This is a genomic window from Streptomyces sp. NPDC042364, from assembly GCF_056437585.1.
Genome location: NZ_JBWKAJ010000003.1, coordinates 369,993 through 392,180, shown reverse-complemented (window position 1 = coordinate 392,180; position 22,188 = coordinate 369,993). Strand labels below are relative to the sequence as shown.

The window sequence follows — 22,188 nt, the reverse complement described above, 5'->3', positions numbered from 1 at the left end:
GGCCGGTCTCCTAACTACTGGCGCGCAGCCGGCGCGAGATGACGTAGTTGATGATTCCGACCGCGATGAGGATCAGGAACATCGTCCAGGCGATCGCCGAGGCGCGGCCCAGGTGCTGGTTCACCCAGCCCTGCTCGTACAGGTACAGGCCGAGCGTCTGGAACTGGTGCTGGGACCCGCCGGACGCGCCCTTGTTGGCGTCGAACAGCAGGGGCTCGGCGAAGAGCTGCGAGGCGCCGATGGTCGAGACGACGCAGGTGAACAGGATCGTCGGGCGCAGCGACGGCAGCGTCACATGCAGGAACTGCTTCCAGCGGCTCGCGCCGTCGAGGGCCGCCGACTCGTACAGGTCCTGCGGGATCGCCTGCATCGCGGCCAGGTAGATCAGCGCGTTGTAGCCGGTCCAGCGCCAGATGACGATGGTCGACACGGCGATCTTCGAGTACCAGGTGCCGTTCTGCCAGTCGATCTGGTCGATGCCGAAGAGCCCCAGGAACCAGTTGATCATTCCGTAGTCACGGCCGAAGAGCAGCACGAAGACCAGGGTCGCGGCGGCGATCGACGTGGCGTACGGGGCGAGCATCACGACCCGGTAGAAGGTCGAGGCGCGGAGCCTGTAGTTGAGGATGTGCGCGATGCCCAGCGCCATCATCAGCTGCGGGACGGTCGAGATGATCCCGATGATCAGCGTGTTCTTCGCCGCGTTCCAGAAGAACTCGTCGTCGAAGATGCGGGTGAAGTTCCGCATCCCCACCCAGCTCATGTCGGTGGGGGCGGTCAGTTCCACCGCGTGCAGCGAGGCCCAGCCGGTGTAGAGCAGCGGGAACAGGCCGAACGCGACGAACAGCAGGAAGAAGGGCGAGACGAAGGCGTACGGGCTCCAGCGCACGTCCCGCTGCCAGCGGCGGGACAGCCGGGCCCGGCGGCGTTCCTCGGTCGCGGACTCCGCGGGCGGGCGGGCCGGGGCCGCGCCCCCCTTGACGGGGGGCGCGGCGGCGTCGTGCCGTGTGGGCATACCGGTCACTTGTCCAGTGCGTTGTCGATGGTCTTGACGGCGTTCTTCCACGCTTCCGCGGCCGACTTGCCCTGGGTCACGAGGATCACGCCGTTGTCGGTCAGGCCCTGCTGGATGATCTGGTCCTTCGGACCGATCGTCTGGACGGGGATGTTCTTGGCGGCCTCGGCGAAGATCGTGCCGATCGGCGCGTCACCGGTCATGTCGTTCTTCGCGTCCTTCACCGCGGCCGAGTCGTAGGCGGCCGGAGTGCTGGGGAAGCTGCCCTGTACGGCGAAGAGCTTCGCCTGCTGCTCGGGCGCGGTCAACCAGGCGGCCAGCTTGGCGGCCTCCTCGGCGTTCTTGCCGTTCTTGGGCACGGACAGGAAGGAGCCGCCCCAGTTTCCGGACTTCGGCGCCTGGGCGATGTCCCACTGGCCGGCCGCCTCGGGCTTCGACTTGCCCTTGATGTAGCCGAGCATCCACGGCGGGCAGGACATCGCGGCGAACTTGCTGTTGGCGATCGTGGTGTCCCAGGCGGGCTGGAACTGCGTCTGGTTGCCGACCAGCCCGTCCTCGGCGGCCTTCGCCGTGAGGTCGAAGGCGTCCTTGACGGCCGGGTTCGTCTTGTAGATGACCTCACCGGAGGAGTCGTAGAACCGGTCCTTCTCACTGCTGAGGATCGCCTGCAGCAGACCGCCGGGGGAGTCCACGAACGTGGTGCCCTTGGGGGCCTTCGCCTTGTACTTGTTGCCGGTCTCGACGAACTTGTCCCAGCTGCCGGCCCACAGCTTGCCGACCTCGGCGCGGTCGGTGGGCAGTCCGGCCTTCTCGAAGAGGTCCTTGCGGTAGCAGATGGCCATCGGGCCGACGTCGGTGCCGAGCGCGACGGTCTGGCCGCCGGAGGTGGTGGCCTGCTGCCACTTCCAGGGCAGGTAGTCGTCCTTCTTGCCGTACTTCGACAGGTCGAGCAGCTTGTCCGACTGGGTGCCGACGATCTCGGCGATGTTGCCGACCTCGACCATCTGGATGTCCTGCAGACCGCTGCCGGTGGTCAGGTGGTTGAGGAGAGCGGGGTAGTAGTTCTCGTTCCGCTCCACCACGGTCTGCTGGATGTCGATGTCCGGGTGGAGCTTCTCGTACTCCTTGTACAGGCCGGACTCCTCGAAGCCCGCGGTGCCGAAGAGACCGAGGGTGATCTTGGTCTTGCCGCCGCCACCACTACCCGACGACGTGTCGTCCTCGTCCTTGCCGTCGTCGGCGCAGCCGGCGAGCAGCCCGGCGCCCAGCGCGGCGACGGCGGCGATGACCACCGTCTTGCGCGTAGTGCGGGCGATTCGGGTGCCCCCGCCCGACCGCAGCCGAGAGTGGGGGAGGGTACGTGCTCGCATTGCGTCCTCCTGATGCCCTGACGTGCCGACCCCCCGGCCAACTGCGTTGTTGGGCCCGTCTTGTCACTGCTGCGGCTCGGGCGGGGAACGTGCGGGATGTGTATGTGCCAGGTACTGTGGGAGCGCTCCCACAGGTGATGTGTTGAAGAGTCGTCGGTTCGTGCGGGGGTGTCAAGGGAACGGGCGCGGAGAGATGTCTTCGGTTATCGGGCTGTTAACTAATCCCGGGACCGTGGGCCGGGCCTGCCCCGAAACACCCGCCCGGCGGGCCGGGTGGTCTTCAGAGGTCGGCGGATCAAGGGGGGGCCGGCGGGTCGGCGGCGGGCCCGCGCCGGTCCCGGACCGGGCCCGAGGTCCAGGATGCCGGGTCGCCGGGCGTCGTACGAGGAGCGGGACTGTTAGATTCCACGCCAGCGCGGTGTGAACGGGAGGCGAGCATGGTGGCAGGCCACGGAGCACGGGGCCGAAGCGGCCGGCGGCCGACCCTGGAAGAGGTCGCCGTACGAGCCGGTGTCGGCCGGGGCACGGTGTCGCGGGTGATCAACGGCTCGCCACGGGTCAGCGAGGCGACCCGGGCGGCGGTCGAGGCGGCCGTCGCCGAGCTCGGCTACGTCCCGAACACGGCGGCCCGCGCCCTCGCCGCGAACCGCACCGATGCGATCGCGATGGTCGTACCCGAGCCGGAGACCCGCTTCTTCTCCGAGCCGTACTTCTCCGACATCCTCAAGGGCGTGGGCGCCCAGCTCTCCGACACGGAGATGCAGCTCCTGCTGATCTTCGCGGGCAGCGACCGGGAGCGCCGGAGGCTGGCCCAGTACCTCGCGGCCCACCGGGTGGACGGGGTGCTGCTGGTCTCCGTGCACGCCGACGACCCGTTGCCGGATCTGCTGTCGCAGCTGGAGATCCCGGCGGTGATCAGCGGCCCGCGCTCGCAGCACGAGACGCTGCCCTCGGTCGACTCCGACAACTACGGCGGCGGCCGCTCGGCGGTGGAGCATCTGATGGAGCGGGGCCGTACCCGCATCGCCACGATCACCGGCCGCCTCGACGTGTACGGCGCCCAGCGTCGTATCGAGGGCTACCGCGAGGCCCTGGAGGACGCGGGGCGCGAGGTGGACGAGCGGCTGATCGTCCCCGGTGACTTCACCGAGGAGGGCGGCCGCCGGGCGATGGGGGAGCTGCTGGAGCGCTGCCCCGACCTCGACGCGGTCTTCGCCGAGTCCGACGTCATGGCGGCCGGCGCCCGCCAGGTCCTGCGCGAGGCCGGGCGCCGCATACCCGACGACGTCGCCATGGTGGGCTACGACGACTCCGCCATCGCCCGCCACATGGATCCGCCCCTCACCAGCGTGCGCCAGCCGATCGAGGAGATGGGCCGCGCCATGATCGACCTGCTCCTCGACGAGATCGCCGACCGCCGTCCGGCGATCTCCCGGGGTCTGGAGCGCCGCCAGGTGGTCCTCCCCACGGAGCTGGTGGCGCGGGCGTCGTCCTGACGCGGTCCGGTGCCCGCGCGGGGCCGTGGACCCGCCCCGCCGGGGCACGCCGAGGGAGCCGGGGGTGAGGCGATACCACGCCTCGCACCGCCCTCCCGGGACCACGCGCTCCAACGGCCGGTGCCGGCGGAGCGCCCGGCGTTCCGCCGGGGAGCCGCAGGCCTGCGGCCGCCGCGCCATCCGGGTCAGCCGAACGCCTCGGGGACCCACAGTCGCGCCGCCGCGTCCCGGGCGACGAGGAAGCCGGCGATGACCAGGACCCACCCGGTGGCGCCCGTCGCGCGCCGGGAGATCCAGTCGTTCATGCGCTCCAGGGCGGGTTCGACCGCCGGGCGCAGCAGGGCGCGTCCGGCCAGGAGCAGCAGGGCGGGGACCACCATGACCAGGCAGTACCCGGCCAGCAGTGTGGTGATCTCGACGGTGTCCAGACCGGAGGTCGTCAGCATGCTGATGGCGCCGAGGTACGGCAGCATCGTCGCCACCTCGGCCAGTCCCGCCAGCAGGGCCAGCCCCACCATCCAGCCGATCGAGGAGTTCGCGCCGACGCGGTCGCGCCACGCGCCGGTGGCGTTTCCCCCCTTCTTCTTCCGCCGCTCGGGGGAGAAGCGGAAGCTGAGCAGGAACAGGCCGACTCCCAGGCCGAGTTGGATCCACAGGCCGGTCCTGGCGTCCAGGGCCCGGCTCGCGAAGGAGAACAGGTTGTCGGCGCCGTGGACGACGGCGAGACCCACGGCGAAGTAGAAGACGGTGATGGTCGCCAGGTAGACCAGCACCTTGCCGACGGTGAAGCGTCCCGGGGCAAGCAGCAGCCACACGGGGATGAACAGGGTGCCCATGCTGGTGCTGTCGAGCAGTGCCAGGCCGGCCAGCGACAGCGCTAACGGGGTGTTCAAAGGGGTTCTCCTCGGTGTCCCTGATGGTCCATCAGCCGGTCCAGGTAGCGGCTCAGCAGCCGCCGTACGCGGTCGGGTGGCAGCAGTTCGGGCTCGACGGCTCGTTGGACGGTCAGGCCGTCGGCGAAGGCGATCAGGGCGAAGGCCTCGGCCCGGGGGTCGAGATCCGCGGGTAGTTGCCCGAGCCGCTGGGCGGCGGCCAGCGCGTCGGCGCACCGGTCGCGGATCTCCCGGGCCCCGGCGGAGTGCACCTCCCGCAGTGCGGGGTGGTAGGCGGCCCGCGCGAGGAAGGCCAGCCAGATCCTCGCCTCGGCCCCGGTGGCCTCGTCGGCGCCCGTGAGGACGCCGAGGGAGACCAGCAGCCGCTGCTTGACGGCGTGCGGGTCGCACTCCTCCAGCAGGGTCGCGACGCGCGCGTTCATCGCCTCGCCGACATACTGCGCGGCGAAGACCAGCAATTCGTCCTTCGTCCGGAAGTACGTCTGCACCAGGCCCGTGGTCGCGCCGAGTTCACGCGCGATGCGCGGGATGCTCGCGGCCTCCAGGCCCTCCGAATCGACCACGCGCAACAGCGCCTGAGCGACCTGCCGACGTCGTTCCACCGGGTCTGCGTATCGTGGCACCCCGTTAGATTAAGACCTTAATCCAACGGGGGTCAACGAGAGTTCCGGCCGGTCCGGCGCGCGGGAGTGCGGGGTATGGGGACGTGGTGCGTGGCGTGTGGGTCACGGGGGTGAGTGAACGACGAGCGGCCCGCCGAACGACGATCGGCCCCGGTCCGCTCTCGCGGGCCGGGGCCGATGTATCAGGGTGAGTGACGGGACTCGAACCCGCGACATCCTGGACCACAACCAGGTGCTCTACCAGCTGAGCTACACCCACCATGACCGGCGGTTCATCCGAAGGTTTCCCCGACCGGCCGAGAAAAAGTGTACAGGGTCTTCAGGGGTGCCCGCGCACACGTTTCCCCGCAGGGCGTCCGGGGCCCGGCCGGGCCCCCGGAACGGGGTTATCCCGCGGGCAGAACGTGCTTCGCGGCGATCGTGCGGGCGGTGTCGGAGTCGGGGCCGGGCTGCGGGACGAAGATCGCCTCGCGGTAGTAGCGGAGTTCGGCGATGGATTCGCGGATGTCCGCCAGGGCGCGGTGGTTGCCGTTCTTCTCGGGGCTGTTGAAGTACGCCCTCGGGTACCAGCGCCGGGCCAGCTCCTTGACCGAGGAGACGTCCACGATGCGGTAGTGGAGGTAGTCCTCCAGCGTCGGCATGTCCCGCAGCAGGAAGCCGCGGTCCGTCCCCACCGAGTTGCCGCACAGCGGCGCCTTGCCCGGCTCCTTCACGTGTTCGCGCACATACGCGAGGACCTGCTCCTCGGCGTCCGCCAGGGTCGTGCCGCCGGGCAGTGCGTCGAGCAGGCCGGACGCGGTGTGCATCTGACGCACCACCTCCGGCATGGTCTCCAGCGCCGAGTCCGGCGGGCGGATGACGATGTCGACACCGTCGCCGAGCACGTTCAGCTCGGAGTCGGTGACGAGGGCGGCCACCTCGATGAGCGCGTCGTCGGACAGCGAGAGGCCGGTCATCTCGCAGTCGATCCACACCATGCGATCGTTCATGTGTCTCACCTTACGGCCCGTGACAACCGTACGGCCCGGTCCTGCACCGGGGTGATCCAGTGCGGGACCGGGCCGTCATGCGCCGGTGCGGGCTAGTGCGCGCTGCGCTGCCCCGGCAGCCGGCCGGTGGCGTACAGCTCCGGCTTGGCGCCGTCCGCCGACAGGGACGCCGACGGCGCCAGGGCGCTCGCCGCGGCCGTACGACGGGCCTGGAGCGGCACCCCGTGGGTGTGCTCCGCCGACACCGCGGACGGACCGGGGTGGCCGGTCTGGGTGTCGTGCTCGGCGGGCTTGTCGCCCTGGGGGCGGCGGGCACGGTAGGCCGCCCGGTACGCCGCGGGAGACGAGCCGAGCTGGCGGCGGAAGTGCCCGCGCAGCGCCACCGGAGAACGGAAGCCGCAACGGCCCGCGACCTCGTCCACCGAGTAGTCCGACGTCTCCAGCAGACGCTGCGCCTGCAGCACCCGCTGGGTGATCAGCCACTGGAGCGGTGCGCTGCCCGTCAGCGACCGGAACCGGCGGTCGAACGTCCGCCGGCTCATGTACGCGCGCGCCGCGAGCGTCTCCACGTCGAACTGCTCGTGGAGGTGCTCCAGCGCCCAGGCGACGACCTCGGCGAGCGGGTCGGCGCCGATCTCCTCCGGTAAAGACCGGTCGAGATAGCGCTCCTGGCCGCCCGAGCGGCGCGGCGGGACCACCAGCCGGCGGGCGAGCGCGCCGGCCGCCTCGTTGCCGTGGTCCGTCCGCACGATGTGCAGACAGAGATCGATTCCGGCCGCGGTGCCGGCCGATGTCAGCACGTCCCCGTCGTCCACGAAGAGCTCCCGTGGATCGACATGGACGGACGGATAGCGTTTGGCCAGCGTCGGCGCGTACATCCAGTGCGTGGTGGCCGGTCTGCCGTCCAGCAGTCCGGCGGCGGCCAGCACGAACGCACCGGTGCACAGCCCGACGATGCGGGCGCCCTCTTCGTGCGCGCGACGCAGGGCGTCGAGCGCTTCCTCCGGCGGCGGTGAGGTGATCGAACGCCATGCGGGCACGACCACCGTGCCCGCCCGCGAGATCGCCTCAAGGCCGTTCGGTGCGGTGAGTTCCAGGCCCCCTGTGGTCCGCAGTGGGCCTTCCTCGCCCGCGCACACCAACAGGCGGTAGCGCGGCACGCCGGCGTCCTGGCGGTCGATCCCGAACACCGACAGTGGTATGGAACTCTCGAAGATGGGGCCGCCGCTGAACAGCAGCACCGCGACGATCTCCTTGCGGCGTCGCCCGGAAAGCTTCCGGGCCGCCACATCCGGCGCGGCGGTGGAGTCGTGGCTCATCCTGCTAAGCCCCCCTCGGTGGTCGCGGCTCCTCGGTTGTGTCGCTCCTGCACGTTTCCCCTCGGTCCTGCACGAGTCCCCCGCCGTAAGACAGTCATGATCGAATCTACTGTGTCCCGTGGTGCCGGCGTGACCCGGTTCGCCATCCGGCACATTGTCGACATGGCAACTTGGCGTAAAGCATTCGATCACGAAGCGTTGCACTCGTGGGCCGTGCAGGGAAGTGCGCCTCGTCCCAGTGGCTGGTCCACGTAGGGTGCGCGCGGCCCCTGGACCCCTTTCAGTGCAGGTCGAACCGGGGGTGGAGGGGCGTTCGACCCAGGGATGCCTGATGGGCCGAAGTTGGCTGAAAAGATACGGGGGCGAGTGCGGAAACCGGTCAGTCGACCGGCGTACTCGGACCGGAGTTCCGTACGCTCCCGTGCGCCCCCGGACCGGTGCCGTCCTGCCGGTCTTGGCAGGGGGTGTGTTCTTCGGCCACGGGGCAGCCGGATCGGGCCATGTGCGGTGAACGGCCCGTGGGGACGGTGTGGGTTGTGTGAGACGCGTGCGCCGCGCGGGCCGTGTGTGCTGCGTGGGTCGTGTGTGCCGCTTGGGCCAGGTGTGCCGCTTGGGCCAGGTGTGCCTCGTGCGCCGCGCCGCGTTCGGACCGGCGCAGGAGGACGCGGCACACTCCGGTCACCGCGGCGAGGCCCAGCGCCGAGCCCGCCGCGCCGGCCGGCGAGGTGCCGTACCAGACGAGGACGACCGGTACGAGCACGCAGCTGAAGGCCGCCCAGCGGACCACGTCGGTGGCGGTGCCGACGGGGGCGGGGGCGGGGGCCGGGGGCGGTCCGTCGGACGCGAAGGGGCGGGCCGGGCCGCGGGGGCGGCCGGCGGGGCGAGGGCGGTCCGCCGGGGAAGGGCGGTCCGCGGGGACGGGGCGGGGGGCGTCGGGGACGGGGCGGGGGTTCTGCGGGGCGGGGCGGTGTGCGGACACGTGCTGGCTCGCTTCTGGCTCCCTCGGCTCTGGCTTACCGGGGTTCAACGCGTGTTCGACCCGTCGGTCACTGCCACGGCTCCCTCGGGCGGACCCGGGCGGACCCGGGCGGAGCGAACCGGCTGTACGTGGCAGCAACCATTGCGTTACGGGCGGGGGTCGTGCATGCTCCCTGGAACCCCGCGGAGCCGGTGCGCGGAGGAGGCGTGCGGCCGTACCCTTGGGGGTATGGGGTTGGGAAGATGATTCCCGGACACAGCTCCGCCGCACACTGACGTCCCATCCACGTCGTCCCACCCACGAGGATCCAAACGCCGAGACACCCATGGCCGGTCACGAATTCTTCGACCCCGCGGACCGCAAGCGGCGTCCCGTCGCCGATCACACGGCGGCCGACCCCCTCGCGGCGGAAGAGGCGCGCTCCAGCTGCGATCCCGCCTTCAAGCACGGCGTCGTCGTCGGCTTCGACGGTTCGACGTCCAGTGAGCGCGCCCTCGCCTACGCCATCGGCATGGCCCGCCGCTCCGGCTCGGGCCTGATCATCGTCCATGTGGCCAACCGGCTGCCCACGACCGTGTGGGCCGGCTGCGAGCCGCCGGTCTTCGTCGACGTACCGGACCACCGCACCGAGGTGCTCGGGCTGGAGCTCGCCTGCGCCGACTATCTCGCCGAGGTGCCGTGGATCCTGGTCGAGCGCGGCGGTGACATCTGCCACGAACTCGAAGAGGTGGGGCGGGAGTACGAGGCCGACGCGATCGTCGTCGGGTCCACGCACGGCATCGTCGGGCGGATCTTCGGCTCGGTGGCCGGGCGGCTCGCCAAGCGGGCGCAGCGGCCCGTCATCGTCATCCCGTAGTCCGTCACTCCGTAGTCCGTCCCCCCGCTCCCTCCGCCCCTTTTCTCAACTCCCCGTGCCCCGGGGTGGGATGGGGTGAGGACCGCACGGCGCACGAACGGACCCCCGTGGCCGACGGCAGCACGTGGGGGCCCGTTCGGTCGTCCGGCCCGGGAGGGTTGCCCGGGTCGCCCGCGCCGACGGGGCGGAGCCGCACAGTCGTACGGCCCCGCGCCGCAGGCAAGTCCGGCCCGGCCTCGGAGGTGGTCCTACTCCACCGTCACGGACTTCGCCAGGTTCCTCGGCTTGTCGATGTCCCGGCCGAGGGCCAGGGCCGTGTGGTAGGCGAGGAGTTGGAGCGGAATGCCCATCAGGATCGGGTCGAGTTCGTCCTCGTTCTTGGGGACGACGATCGTCTGGTCGGCCTTCTCCTGCTCCCGGTGGGCCACGGCGAGGATCTTGCCGCTGCGGGCCTTGATCTCCTCCAGGGCGGCACGGTTCTTCTCCAGCAGGTCGTCGTCGGGGACGATGGCGACCGTGGGGAGGGCGGGCTCGATCAGGGCCAGCGGGCCGTGCTTGAGCTCGGAGGCGGGGTAGGCCTCGGCGTGGATGTACGAGACCTCCTTGAGCTTGAGGGAGGCCTCGCGGGCGACCGGGTAGCCGCGGACACGGCCGATGAAGAGCATCGAGCGGGCCTCGGCGTACTCCAGGGCCAGCTTCTTGATCTCCTCCTCCTGGTCCAGCATCTCCGCGATCTGGCCGGGCAGCTTGCGCAGGCCCTCGATGATCCGCTTGCCGTCGCGGACGGAGAGGTCACGGGTGCGGCCCAGGTGCAGGGCGAGCAGCGCGAAGGCCACCGTCGTGTTGGTGAAGCACTTCGTGGAGACGACGCAGACCTCGGGGCCCGCGTGGACGTAGATGCCGCCGTCCGCCTCGCGGGCGATCGCCGAGCCCACGACGTTGACCACGCCGAGGACACGGGCGCCCTTGCGCTTCAGCTCCTGGACGGCCGCCAGCACGTCGTAGGTCTCACCGGACTGGGAGACGGCGACGTAGAGGGTGTCGGGGTCCACGACCGCGTTGCGGTAGCGGAACTCGGAGGCCGGCTCGGCGTCGGCGGGGATACGGGCCAGCTCCTCGATCATCTGGGCGCCGATCATGCCCGCGTGGTACGAGGTGCCACAGCCGAGGATCTTGACCCGGCGGATCTGGCGCGCCTCACGGGCGTCCAGGTTGAGGCCGCCGAGGTGCACGGTGGAGAAACGGTCGTCGATGCGGCCGCGCAGCACGCGGTCCACGGCGTCGGCCTGCTCGTGGATCTCCTTGTGCATGTACGTGTCGTGGCCGCCCATGTCGTACGAGGCCGCCTCCCACTCCACGGTGGTGGGCTCCGCGGTGGTGCGGGTGCCCTCCGTGGTGTACGTGCGGAAGTCGTCGGCCTTGAGGGTGGCCATCTCGCCGTCGTCCAGGGTCACGATCTGGCGGGTGTGCGCGACCAGCGCGGCGATGTCCGAGGCGACGAACATCTCCTTCTCGCCGATGCCGAGGACGACCGGGGAGCCGTTGCGGGCGACGACGATGCGGTCGTTGAAGTCGGCGTGCATGACGGCGATGCCGTAGGTGCCCTCGACGATCCGCAGCGCCTGGCGGACCTTCTCCTCCAGGGTCTCCGCCTGGGAGCGGGCGATGAGGTGGGTGAGGACCTCGGTGTCGGTCTCGGAGAGGAACTCGACGCCGTCCGCCTCCAGCTTGCGCCGCAGGTCGGAGGCGTTGTCGATGATGCCGTTGTGGACGACGGCGACCTTGTCGTCGGCCGACATGTGCGGGTGGGCGTTGATGTCGGAGGGGGCGCCGTGGGTGGCCCAGCGGGTGTGGGCGATGCCGGTGGTGCCCTTGAAGCGCGCGGGGACCTTGGCCTCCAGGTCCCGGACCCGCCCCTTGGCCTTGACCATCTTCAGGCCGGCCGTCTTGGGCGAGGTGACCACCAGGCCCGCCGAGTCGTAGCCCCGGTACTCCAGGCGCTGCAGGCCCTCCAGGAGCAGCGGCGCGACATCACGTTTGCCGATGTAACCGACAATTCCGCACATATACAGGTATCCCGTTTCTCGGTCGGTGTGGCCCGGGTCCGTGGCCGTTCCGTCAGCCGTAGACGATGCGGCGCAGCTGCCGGAGCGTGAGCTCCGGCGGCGCGACCGCCCGGTATTTCAGGTCCGCCTCGATCCGTTCGAAGATCGCCGAGTTGACCAGGCCCTGGGCCTGGAGCTCGCGGTGGCGGCGACGGACGTAGTCCTCCGTCGTCTCGTCGAAGTAGGCGAGCACGTCCTGGATCACACGCAGCGCCTCGCCCCGGCTCAGGGGCGTGGACCGCGTCAGGTGATCAACCAGTTCGTCGTGCACCCGGTAGATCCTGGGGTACGTGAGTGCGTTTCGCAAGAATTCTGCCCGATTTCGGGCAGGCCCTTGGGGGATTTCGCGTGCCCACCGGGGCGCACTCGGCGCACACCTGCGCGTCGCCCCGGTCTTCGGGCGCGTCACATGCGTCGCAGGACCGCCTGCTTGGCCAGCGTGAACTCCTCGTCGGTGAGGACACCCGAGGTGTGCAGCTCGCCCAGTTCGCGCAGGCGGCGCAGCAGGGCGTCGTGGTCGTCCCCGCCGCCGGCGGGTGCCGGCTGGGCCGGCCGGGTGCCGGTGGCGCTCGCCGGGTGCGGCAGCCGGACCTGAACCGCCGCCGCGACCAGGGCCATCAGCGGGTCCTTCCTGAAGCCCCACAGCTCCACCGAGTTGGGGTCGTACTTGGGTGGCGCCTTGGTCGGCGCGTTGCGCACGGTGAAGCGCAGGCAGCCGTTCTCCAGGCCGACCGAGGGCTGCCACTCCACGGCCGCGATGTCGGCCGGCGCGAGCGTGCGGGGCCCGGCCGCCGCCTTCGCGTCCTCGGTCTTCCAGTTCCACTCCAGGCGTACGTGCTCGCCGTCGAAGCTCGCCGTGCCGTCCCCGGCGGACACGGAGAGCGGGACGACCGGGCCAGGCAGCAGATAGGCGCCCACCGCGTCGGACGGAACCTGGTCCAGCAGCAGTGCGTTGCGTGTCTCGTCCACGAAGTACTCGGCGACTCCGTACCGGTCGGCGTCGACGCTCAGCTGGTACGGGTCGTTGCCGTCGGTGAGCCGGCCGCCCGTCACCTGGAGCAGGGGGTCGGAGCCGTCGCGCAGCCTGAGCCGCAGCCGCCCCGACCTCCTGCCCTGCTCGAACGAGATCCCCGCCAACGCCTCCAGCGGGATCGCGAGTTCACCGAGTGTCTTGCGGAGGAGGCTCACGCTCTTGTCGCGGCCAGGCGTGAGCCGCAGGGTGCCGCCGTCGAAGGTCCACGTCCCGTCCCGCTGGAGGATTTCCGCCATGCCGGGCATTCTTCCACCGGTCGCGTGACGATGTGGTCTAGACCTGGCGGCGCATTGCGGGGATGGTGGTGTCGTCCGTTCGGTTGTGGGAGGGAGCACGTTGTGAGACCGCGCCACAGATCGACCCGCCTGCTCGGTGCGCTGCTGCTCGTGGTGTCCGGGATCCTCGCCGTGGGAGCCGCCCCCGTGTCCGAGAACGCCGACGTCACCACGGTCCCGCTCGGGCACGTGATCCCGGCCCCCGCACGGGTCGAGGCCCAGGGAGCGCCGTACCGGCTGACGAGCGGCACACGCGTCGTCGTGGACGGCGGCGCCGAGGCACGCGGGGTGGGAGAGTACCTGGCGGGCGTCCTGCGGCCGTCGACGGGCTACCGGCTGCCCGTGACGGACCACGCGAAGGGCCGCGGGGCGGGCCAGGGGACGGGCCGGGCAGGCGATGTCCGGCTGCGGCTGGCCGCGAACGAGACGGCTCTCGGGCGGGAGGGGTACCGGCTCCGCAGCGCCCGCTCCGGCGTGACGATCACCGCCCGCACGGCCGCCGGCCTCTTCCACGGGGTGCAGACCCTGCGCCAGCTGCTGCCCCCGGCCGTCGAGAAGGACTCCCGGCAGCCGGGACCCTGGACGGTCGCGGGCGGCACCGTCGAGGACGTGCCGCGCTACGGCTGGCGCGGGGCCATGCTCGACGTCTCCCGGCACTTCTTCACCGTCGACCAGGTCAAGCGGTACGTCGACCGGCTGGCGCTCTACAAGTTCAACAAGCTGCATCTGCACCTCTCCGACGACCAGGGCTGGCGCATCGCGATCGACTCCTGGCCGCGTCTCGCCGCGTACGGCGGTTCCACCCAGGTCGGCGGCGGCGCCGGCGGGTTCTACACGAAGGCCGACTACCGGGAGATCGTCCGGTACGCGGCCTCCCGTCACCTGGAGGTGGTCCCCGAGATCGACATGCCCGGCCACACCAACGCCGCCCTCGCCTCCTACGCCGGGCTGAACTGCGACGGCGTCGCGCCCCCGCTCTACACCGGGACCGACGTGGGCTTCAGCTCGCTGTGCGTCGGCAAGGAGGTGACGTACGACTTCGTGGACGACGTCGTGCGGGAGCTGGCCGCGCTCACCCCCGGCCGGTACCTCCACATCGGCGGCGACGAGGCGCACTCCACCGGCCACGCGGACTACGTGACGTTCATGGACCGGGTGCAGCCGGTCGTCGCCCGGTACGGCAAGACGGTCGTCGGCTGGCACCAGCTCACCGGCGCGACCCCGGCGCGGGGCGCCCTCGCCCAGTACTGGGGCCTGGACGGCACGAAACCCGAGGAGAAGGAGCAGGTCGCGGCCGCCGCACGCAACGGCACCGGGATCATCCTCTCGCCCGCCGACCGGATCTACCTCGACATGAAGTACGACAAGGACACGCCGCTGGGGCTCGACTGGGCGGGGCATGTGGAGGTGCGGCGGTCGTACGACTGGGATCCGGGCGCCTATCTGGCGGGGGTGCCGGACACCGCGATCCGGGGGGTCGAGGCGCCGCTGTGGACGGAGACGATCGTGACCTCCGACCACATCGAGTACATGGCCTTCCCCCGGCTGCCGGGCGTCGCCGAACTGGGCTGGTCGCCGGCGTCGACCCACGACTGGGACGACTACCGGGTGCGGCTCGCCGCGCAGGGGCCGCGGTGGGAGGCGCTCGGAATCGGGTACCACCGGTCGCCGCAGGTGGACTGGCCTGCGCGGTAGGGCTCGGGGAGCTGCGCGACCCGCCCCGCTCAGCCGCACCCGTGTTCATCGGCGGAACGCGACGGGCACCTCGGAGGACCGTACTCCGAGGTGCCCGTCTGCTCTTGGGGTGTGTGCCGGAGGCTGGTGCCTGTTGCGGCACTAGAGGCCCGCTATGGGGTTCTTCAGGTCGCCGACGAGTTGCAGGGCGCCCGCCGGGTCCGCCAGGTCGACCATCTGGCGGTTGTCGCGCAGCTGGAGCCGGTTGAGGCACGACAGCGCGAACTCGGGGGCGAACATGTCGTACTGGGCGAACCTGTCGGCGAGTTCGGGCATCGCCTGCTGGTAGTCGCGGACCGTCTCGGCGACCGTCCGCCAGAAGTCCTCCTCCGCCAGCACACCCTCCTCGGCCAGGTTGGCGGCGAGGAAGCGGAAGAAGCAGTCGAAGACGTCCGTGAAGATCGACAGGAGCTTCTTGTCCTCGGGGACGTCCACGCGCACGCGTTCGACTGTGGGCGGGAGGACCGCATGCGCGTCCATGACCGCGATCTCCTCGGCGATGTCCTTGAAGACCGCCCGCTCGACGACCCCGTCCTTCAGGACGAGGATGACGTTCTCGCCGTGCGGCATGAAGACCAGGTCGTAGGCGTAGAAGCTGTGCAGGAGCGGGGTGAGGTACGCCTTCAGGTAGCGGCGCAGCCACTCCGCCGGGGGCAGGCCCGAGCGTTCGATCAGGGCCGCCGCGAAGCCGTTGCCCTCGTGGTCGACATGGACCAGGGAGGCCATCGTCGCGAGCGTCTCGCCCTCCTGGAGCCCGGACACCGGGCTCTCGCGCCACAGCGCGGCCAGCATCTTGCGGTACGGGGAGTACCGGTCGGTGGCGGCTTCGTACTCCAGGTGCCGGTAGCCGACGGCGGCGCGTTCGCGGATGATCGACAGTCCCGTCGACTTCAGCACCGGGTCGTTCTCGATCAGCCCGGCCAGCCAGTCGTTGATCGCCGGGGTCGCCTCCATGTACGCCGCCGACAGGCCGCGCATGAAGCCCATGTTGAGGACGGACAGGGCCGTCTTCACGTAGTGCTTCTCGGGGTGGGACCGGTTGAAGAACGTACGGATCGACTGCTGGGCGAGGTACTCGTCGTCGCCCTCGCCGAGCAGGACGAGGTGCTGCCGGGCTACCTCGGCGGCGAAGGTCACGGAGAGCTTGTTCCACCACTGCCAGGGGTGGACCGGGATGAACAGGTAGTCGGCCGGGTCCAGCTCCCGCTCGGTGAGGACCGAGGTGAAGCGGGCGACCGTCTCCGCGCCCAGCTCCTCCCGCAGGAACGCCTCGTACTCGATGCCCACGCCGGCCGTGAACGCCGCGCGGGAGCGGTGCGCGGCCAGCCAGACCAGGCGCACCGGGCTCGCCGTCTCGGGGGCGTACGACAGGTACTCGTGGACGCCGAAGCCGAGGCGGCCGTTGTTGGCGACGAAGCAGGGGTGGCCCTCGGTCATCCCCGTCTCGATGGCCTGGAAACCGGCGTCCACCAGCTCGGCGACCGGGACCTGCGGTTTGGTGAGCTTGTAGCAGGTGCCGGAGAGGGTGGAGGAGATCTCCTCCAGGTAGACCGGGAGGATCTCGTCGCTCAGCCCGAGGGACCTCTTCAGCTCGATGAAGAAGTCCAGGGCGGCGAGGGGGAGGTCGACGCCGTCCCGATGACGGGAGATCGAGTCGGCGTCGACCTGCCAGTGGTCGAGGGCGTAGCGCTTCGCGGTGAACCCGTAGCGGGTCAGACCGTCGTCGCTGCGGACCTCGAAGCGGCCGTCGGCGGTGGCCTGAGGCGTGATGAGCCGCTCATGGGCGAACTCGGCGAGGGCCTTGCGGACGAGCAGGCGGTTGGCCCGTGCCCAGCGGTGGGGGGACAGATGCGCCACGGCATCGGACAGGGTCATACGGGAACTCCTCGGGCGGCGGAGCCGCGACTGGTGAAGAACTGCTCTCGCGTGCAGAAGCTCAGCAGTGCCCGCTTCTCCGGCTTGTCGATCTCGCGGTCGGGGACGAAACCGACGTACGCGTTGAGCGCGTGCACCGCCTTGTTGGACACGTCCGGCTCGACGACGACGCGGCGGGTGGCCGGGTCCTCGAAGAGATGCGCCATCACGGCGGTGATCACGGACCGGGTGAACCCGTGCACGGGGGTGTCCGTCGGCGGCACCAGGAAGTGCATGCCGACGTCGCCGGGCTCCGGCTCGTACAGGCCCACCAGCTCGCGGTGGGCGGGGTCGTACTTCTCCATGAGGAACGCGGGCTCGCCGTCGCCGAGGCCCAGCAGGGCGTGGTGGTGCGGGTCGGCGGCGATCTCCATGTAGGCGCGCTCGACGTCCTCCAGGCGGGCGTCCTGCATCATCCAGTACGCGGCCTTCGGGTGGGTGACCCACCCGTGGAGCAGCTCGGCGTCCTTCAAGGGGTCCAGGGGCCGGAAGGTGAAGGTCATACGGCGAACTCCTGGAAGGCGACGGTCTTCTCGACCGGGTAGTACTCGGTGCCCAGCAGCTCGCGGATGATGGACGCGTTGCGGTAGGGGCCCATGCCCAGGTCGGGCGAGGTGACGCTGTGGGTGTGGACGCCCGCGTTCTGCAGGAAGATCCCGCGGCCGGTGGTGTCGATGGCGTAGTTGCGGGCCACGTCGAAGCGGCCGTGGCCGTCGAAGACGAGGCGGTCGCGGATCGGTGCGAGGAACGCCGGCGGCCGGTAGTGGTAGCCGGTGGCCAGGACCAGGCCCTCGGTCTCGATCTCGAAGTCCTTGCCCTGCTCGTCCTGGCGGAAGCCGAGCGTGTACCGGCCGTCCTCGTAGGCGGCGCTGTTCAGGGAGGAGTTGGTGAGCAGCCTGGTCGGGACCGGGCGGCCGCCGCCGCTGACGCTCTTCTGGTAGAGCAGGTCGAAGATGGAGTCGATCAGCTCCGAGTTGATGCCCTTGAACAGGCCCTTCTGCTGCTTCTCCAGCCGGTAGCGGGTCTCCTCGGGCAGCGCGCGGAAGTAGTCGATGTAGTCCGGGGACGTCATCTCCAGCGTCAGCTTGGTGTACTCCAGCGGGAAGAAACGCGGGGAGCGCGTCACCCAGTCGAGCCGGTAGCCGTGGACGTCGATCTCGGAGAGCAGTTCGTAGTAGATCTCCGCGGCGCTCTGGCCGCTGCCGACGATCGTGATCGACTTCTTCTTCTGCAGCTCCGCCTTGCGGTGCATGTAGTGCGCGGTGTGGAAGAAGTCGCCGCCCAGGCCCTCGCAGGCCTCGGGGAGGTACGGGACCGTTCCGGTGCCGAGGACCAGCCGGCGGGCGCGCAGGACGTCACCGCCGGCCGTCCGCACGATGTACACCTCGTCCTCGTACGTCACCTCGGTGACCGTGGTGTCGAAGCGGAGGTTGCTCAGCCGGTTCGCGGCCCAGCGGCAGTAGTCGTCGTACTCGACCCGCAGCGGGTAGAAGTTCTCGCGGATGTAGAACGAGTACAGCCGGCCGGATTCCTTCAGGTAGTTGAGGAAGGAGTACGGCGACGTCGGGTCGGCGAGGGTGACCAGGTCCGACATGAACGGGGTCTGGAGGTGGGCGCCGTCGAGGAACATCCCCGAGTGCCACTCGAAGTGCGGCTTCGCGTCCAGGAAGATCCCGTCGAGCTCGGCGATGGGCTCGGTGAGGCAGGCCAGGCCGAGGTTGAAGGGCCCCAGTCCGATGCCGATGAAGTCGTGGATGTGCACGGCGGATTCAGGAAGCGACGCGGTCAAGGGATTCTCCCAGGTACTGCTCGGCGTGGCCGGCGATCAGATCGAGTACGGCGGCGATGTCGTCCACCGTGGTCTCGGGGTTGAGCAGGGTGAACTTCAGGTAGTGGCGACCGCCCACCTTGGTGCCCGCCACCACGGCGTCGCCGGAGGCGAACAGGGCCTTGCGGGCGTAGAGGTTGGCGCGGTCGATCTCGGCGGGGTCGGTGACGGCCTCGGGGATGTAGCGGTAGACCAGCGTGGACAGCCGGGGCTCGACGACCACGTCGTAGCGCGGGTCGGCGGCGAGCAGTCGCCAGCCCTCCCTCGCCAGGTCGCAGACCTCGTCGAAGAGCTGCCCGACACCGTCGGCGCCCATCGTGCGCAGGGTCATCCACAACTTGAGCGCGTCGAAGCGGCGGGTGGTCTGGAGGGACTTGTCGACCTGGTTCGGGATGCGCTCGGTGACCATGCGGCGCGGGTTGAGGTACTCCGCGTGGTAGGTCGCGTGGCGCAGGGTGGACCCGTCCCGGACCAGCACGGCCGATGAACTCACCGGCTGGAAGAAGGACTTGTGGTAGTCGACGGTGACCGAGTCGGCGCGTTCGATGCCGTCGAGCAGCGCGCGGCGCTTGAGCGAGACGAGCAGTCCGCAGCCGTAGGCCGCGTCGACGTGCATCCACGCCCCGTACTGGGCGCACAGCTCGGCCACCTCGGGCAGCGGGTCGATGGACCCGAAGTCGGTGGTGCCGGCGGTGGCGACCACGGCCATCGGGACGAGGCCCTCGGCCTTGCACCGCTCCAGCTCCCGGGCGAGCGCCATGGTCTGCATCCGCTTGTCGCCGTCGACCGGGACCGAGACCACGGCCTCCTGACCGAGGCCCAGCAGCTTCGCCGACTTCTTGACGCTGAAGTGGCTGACCTCGGAGGCGAGGATGCGCAGTTTCGCCGAGTCGTCGGTCTTGGCCTCCTCGCGGGCGAGCAGCAGCGCCTGGAGGTTGGACTGCGAACCGCCGGAGGTGAACACACCGTCGGCGAAGGAGCCGAAGCCGATGCGCTCGTTGGTCCAGTCGATGAGTTTGCGCTCGATCAGGGTGCCGCCCGCCGACTGGTCCCAGGTGTCCAGCGAGGAGTTGACGGCGGACAGGACGGCCTCGCCGAGCACGGCCGGGATGACGACGGGGCAGTTGAGGTGGGCGAGGTAGCGGGGGTGGTGGAAGTAGATCGCGTCCCGGAGGTAGACGTCCTCGAGTTCGTCGAGGACGGCGGCCGTGTCGTGCAGCGGCTTGTCGAGGTCGATCCTCTCGATGGCGGGAGCGAGGGCGTCGACGGTGACACCGGTGAACGGCCGGTCGGTGGTGGCGAGTTTGGCCGCCACCCGCTCCACGCCTTCGGTCACGGTGCGGCGGTACCGCTCCGCGGTCGTGTCATTGAGCAGGTGCGAGCGCATGGGGAGGTCCTCCGAGCGGGGGGGGGTCCGGGGCGGGACGGAGAGGTGAGGGGTGGGGGAATCACCGGTTCAACTTAGGTTAGCCTAACCTAATTAATTTGGGGGTGGTCATGTCTCATCCGTGACTGTCATCACGTCAGTCACGGTGAGAGCCACGGGAGTTGGGGCCGAGGATGCTACTCGCCGCGTTCCCGCAGCTGTTCCTCCGTCAGGCCCTCACGCCAGTACCCGACGAAGGTCACCCGCCGCCTGTCGATCCCGCGCTCCCGCACGAGATGGCGGCGCAGCTCCCTGACCCGGCCGGACTCCCCGGCGATCCAGGCGTACGGAAGCGCGCTGGGCGGCAGTTGGGCGGCCCGGACGGCGTCGAGCCCGGACGGCGCGCCCTCGCTCCGCACCAGCCAGGTGATCCCGGCGTCGGCCTCGGTGGCCAGGTCCTGGATGTCCCCCGCGTGGTGGACCTCCAGCCACACCCGCGCCGGCGTCCCCGCGGGCAGGGACTCCAGGATCGCCGAGACGGCGGGCAGCGCCGTCTCGTCCCCCCAGATCACCACCAGATCGGTGTCGTGCGGCGGCCGGAACCGGATCGCCCGGTTGTCGGCGATCGCCGGCCCGAGCAGTACGACCCTGTCCCCTGCCTTCGCCTTGGACGCCCACCGGGACGCCGGCCCGGCGGGCACGGCGGCCCCCGGCTCCACCCCGTGCAGTACGAAGTCGATGTCGATCTCGGCGGTCTCCCCGTACGCGTCGGTGCGCATCGCCCGCAGAGTGTAGGAGCGCATCACCGCCCGCACGTCGTCCGGCAGCTCCCGCCACGCCTGCCACCACCCGTCGCCCAGCTCATGGGGCACGGCCGGGACGTCCTGCCCGGGCTGCGGCAGGAACAGCGACAGCGACTGGTCCCTTCCTTCCGACAGGAAGAACCGCAGGTCGTCCCCCGCGAACGAGACGCGTACGAGAGACGGCCCCAGCCGCTCCGTCCGTACGACCTGGAGGGAGAAGAAACGGAACGGAGCGGCTACGGCCGTCGTCATGAGAGAGCTCCTGAATCACGGGCGGTTACGTCGGTGAGAAAGGGCGAACCCTGGCCGGCCAGGTGCGCGGGGCGCCGGCATGTCCGGCTCCGCCGTGTGAGCGAGAGCAGCCGCACACGGCCCGCGGCCGAACCGCGTCGGTCAGCTGACCTTCTTGGCCTTCTCGATCGCCTCGGCCAGCTCCTCGAGGAGCGGCGCGCACTTGTCATAGGAGAGGATCGGCTCGGGGTTGCGTCCGATGACCTGCCCGGCCTTCACCGCGGGCAGCTTCTTCCAGGTCGCCTCTTCGATCGCGTCCGGCTGGATCGCCGACGTGCGGTTGTCCATGATGATGACGTCCGCCTTGTACTTGTCGACGTTCTCCCAGCTGAGGTTCTCGAACCAGCCGCCGCCGGCCTTCAGCGCCGCGGCGCTCGGCTCGACGAAGTTCACACCGAGGGCCTTGAAGTACTCCAGGTCGATGGAGAGGTTCGAGCCGGAGACGTAGAAGATGTCCTGGCTTGCGGAACCGGCCAGCACCTTGATGTCGGGCTTGGCCTTGGTGGCCGCGCGCAGCCGGGCGGCGGCGTCCTCGAACCGCTTCTTCGCGGCGGTGACCTTCTCGGACTCGACGTCCGCGCCCAGCGACCTGGCCAGCTCGTAGACGCGCTGGAGAGGCTCGGTCATCTGACGGTCGAACACGGAGATGCCGACGCTCGGGGCGAGCTTGGCGATCTTCTCCGCGGACGCCTCGGGCACGTACCAGAGGGTGCCCGCGTCGTCGAACATCGTGGTGATGAGGACGTCGGGGGAGAGGGCCGCGTACTTCTCCACACTGAACTCGTCCCAGACGTTGCCGACGACGGTGACCTTGCTTACGTCGAGGTCGCCGGCCTGCACGTCGGCCTTGCCGTCCTGCGTCTTGGTCGGGCCGAAGACACCCTTCACGCCGATGCCGTAGTCGTGCAGTGCGGCGGCGACGCCCACGAACGCGACGATGTTCGCCGGGGTTTTGTCGAGCTTGACGGTCTCGCCCCGGTCGTCCTTGAAGGTCCAGGGGCCCGACTTGGCGGTGGCCGTCTCCTTGCCGGAGCCGGCGCCGCTGCTCGCGTCGTCGTCTCCGCAGGCGGCGAGCACGGCACCGAGGCCGAGTGCGCCACCGGCGGCGAGGATGCCACGGCGGGTGAGGTGAGCGGCTCTGGCGTTGGGCATGAGTATGGCTACTTTCGAACGGGGCGGGGTGCCGCCCGAGGGCGAGTTCGAAGGTAGGTTAGCCTAACCTCACCACTTGTCCAGAGGGCGGGGTCTGTCTGCCGGGGTGCCCTCGCCCGGGTGTGGGGCAGACTTTGAGTTCCCTGT

The 22,188-nt window shown here is 70.2% G+C and carries 18 protein-coding genes and 1 tRNA gene; 3 read left to right on the top strand and 16 right to left on the bottom strand.

Annotated elements, in window-relative coordinates; all coding sequences use genetic code 11:
- Positions 1 to 10: 10 nt before the first annotated feature.
- Positions 11 to 1,015, bottom strand: coding sequence for a carbohydrate ABC transporter permease (locus tag AC067N_RS08215; protein ID WP_478678075.1), 1,005 nt, complete (start codon positions 1,013 to 1,015; stop codon positions 11 to 13).
- A 5-nt stretch (positions 1,016 to 1,020) separates the two neighbouring features.
- Entirely contained in the window at positions 1,021 to 2,385 is a 1,365-nt protein-coding gene (locus AC067N_RS08210) for an ABC transporter substrate-binding protein (RefSeq protein ID WP_478678074.1), read from the bottom strand.
- A gap of 440 nt (positions 2,386 to 2,825) precedes the next feature.
- Between AC067N_RS08210 and AC067N_RS08205 the strand changes: the two genes are divergently transcribed.
- Positions 2,826 to 3,881 carry a LacI family DNA-binding transcriptional regulator gene (locus AC067N_RS08205; RefSeq protein ID WP_478678299.1) on the top strand — a complete coding sequence of 352 codons (1,056 nt, stop codon included), beginning with the start codon at positions 2,826 to 2,828 and terminating at the stop codon, positions 3,879 to 3,881.
- Between the two features lie 185 nt (positions 3,882 to 4,066).
- Here the strand turns inward: AC067N_RS08205 and AC067N_RS08200 are convergent, their stop codons facing one another.
- From AC067N_RS08200 to AC067N_RS08180, 5 genes are all read right to left on the bottom strand, one after another.
- Positions 4,067 to 4,774 (bottom strand): GAP family protein, encoded by a 708-nt coding sequence (locus AC067N_RS08200; protein ID WP_478678073.1) that lies wholly within the window; start codon positions 4,772 to 4,774, stop codon positions 4,067 to 4,069.
- A complete protein-coding gene (locus AC067N_RS08195; RefSeq protein ID WP_478678072.1) occupies positions 4,771 to 5,376 on the bottom strand; it encodes a TetR/AcrR family transcriptional regulator in 606 nt (201 codons plus the stop codon). The genes AC067N_RS08200 and AC067N_RS08195 overlap by 4 nt, the downstream gene beginning before the upstream one ends.
- A gap of 207 nt (positions 5,377 to 5,583) precedes the next feature.
- Positions 5,584 to 5,656, bottom strand: a tRNA-His gene (locus AC067N_RS08190).
- A gap of 127 nt (positions 5,657 to 5,783) precedes the next feature.
- Positions 5,784 to 6,386, bottom strand: a complete 603-nt coding sequence (gene orn / locus AC067N_RS08185; protein WP_055511897.1) for an oligoribonuclease — start codon at positions 6,384 to 6,386, stop codon at positions 5,784 to 5,786.
- A 92-nt stretch (positions 6,387 to 6,478) separates the two neighbouring features.
- The gene (locus AC067N_RS08180) at positions 6,479 to 7,705 is read right to left on the bottom strand and encodes a helix-turn-helix domain-containing protein (RefSeq protein ID WP_478678071.1); all 1,227 of its coding nucleotides are present in this window, start codon (positions 7,703 to 7,705) and stop codon (positions 6,479 to 6,481) included.
- Between the two features lie 1,304 nt (positions 7,706 to 9,009).
- Here AC067N_RS08180 and AC067N_RS08175 point away from each other — a divergent pair.
- Positions 9,010 to 9,540 (top strand): universal stress protein, encoded by a 531-nt coding sequence (locus tag AC067N_RS08175; RefSeq protein WP_478678070.1) that lies wholly within the window; start codon positions 9,010 to 9,012, stop codon positions 9,538 to 9,540.
- Positions 9,541 to 9,788: 248 nt separating this feature from the next.
- On the opposite strand, the gene glmS is transcribed toward AC067N_RS08175, so the two are convergent.
- From glmS to AC067N_RS08160, 3 genes are all read right to left on the bottom strand, one after another.
- Positions 9,789 to 11,606 carry a glutamine--fructose-6-phosphate transaminase (isomerizing) gene (gene glmS / locus AC067N_RS08170; protein WP_478678069.1) on the bottom strand — a complete coding sequence of 606 codons (1,818 nt, stop codon included), beginning with the start codon at positions 11,604 to 11,606 and terminating at the stop codon, positions 9,789 to 9,791.
- Positions 11,607 to 11,658: 52 nt separating this feature from the next.
- Entirely contained in the window at positions 11,659 to 11,916 is a 258-nt protein-coding gene (locus AC067N_RS08165; protein ID WP_131567882.1) for a hypothetical protein, read from the bottom strand.
- A gap of 134 nt (positions 11,917 to 12,050) precedes the next feature.
- The gene (locus tag AC067N_RS08160; protein ID WP_478678068.1) at positions 12,051 to 12,914 is read right to left on the bottom strand and encodes a DUF4429 domain-containing protein; all 864 of its coding nucleotides are present in this window, start codon (positions 12,912 to 12,914) and stop codon (positions 12,051 to 12,053) included.
- Between the two features lie 102 nt (positions 12,915 to 13,016).
- Between AC067N_RS08160 and AC067N_RS08155 the strand changes: the two genes are divergently transcribed.
- Entirely contained in the window at positions 13,017 to 14,648 is a 1,632-nt protein-coding gene (locus AC067N_RS08155) for a beta-N-acetylhexosaminidase (RefSeq protein WP_478678067.1), read from the top strand.
- Between the two features lie 141 nt (positions 14,649 to 14,789).
- Here AC067N_RS08155 and AC067N_RS08150 read toward each other — a convergent pair whose 3' ends face one another.
- The 6 genes from AC067N_RS08150 to AC067N_RS08125 form a co-directional block, all read right to left on the bottom strand.
- Positions 14,790 to 16,562: an IucA/IucC family protein gene (locus tag AC067N_RS08150; RefSeq protein ID WP_478678066.1), complete on the bottom strand. Its 1,773-nt coding sequence runs from the start codon at positions 16,560 to 16,562 to the stop codon at positions 14,790 to 14,792.
- Entirely contained in the window at positions 16,559 to 17,104 is a 546-nt protein-coding gene (locus AC067N_RS08145) for a GNAT family N-acetyltransferase (protein WP_478678065.1), read from the bottom strand. Before AC067N_RS08145 ends, AC067N_RS08150 begins: the two co-directional genes overlap by 4 nt.
- Positions 17,101 to 18,390 carry a lysine N(6)-hydroxylase/L-ornithine N(5)-oxygenase family protein gene (locus AC067N_RS08140; protein WP_478678064.1) on the bottom strand — a complete coding sequence of 430 codons (1,290 nt, stop codon included), beginning with the start codon at positions 18,388 to 18,390 and terminating at the stop codon, positions 17,101 to 17,103. Before AC067N_RS08140 ends, AC067N_RS08145 begins: the two co-directional genes overlap by 4 nt.
- A complete protein-coding gene (desA, locus tag AC067N_RS08135) occupies positions 18,371 to 19,816 on the bottom strand; it encodes a lysine decarboxylase DesA (RefSeq protein WP_478678063.1) in 1,446 nt (481 codons plus the stop codon). The genes AC067N_RS08140 and desA overlap by 20 nt, the downstream gene beginning before the upstream one ends.
- A 176-nt stretch (positions 19,817 to 19,992) precedes the next feature.
- Positions 19,993 to 20,850 (bottom strand): siderophore-interacting protein, encoded by an 858-nt coding sequence (locus tag AC067N_RS08130; protein ID WP_478678062.1) that lies wholly within the window; start codon positions 20,848 to 20,850, stop codon positions 19,993 to 19,995.
- A 141-nt stretch (positions 20,851 to 20,991) separates the two neighbouring features.
- The gene (locus tag AC067N_RS08125) at positions 20,992 to 22,041 is read right to left on the bottom strand and encodes an ABC transporter substrate-binding protein (protein ID WP_478678061.1); all 1,050 of its coding nucleotides are present in this window, start codon (positions 22,039 to 22,041) and stop codon (positions 20,992 to 20,994) included.
- Positions 22,042 to 22,188 lie beyond the last annotated feature (147 nt).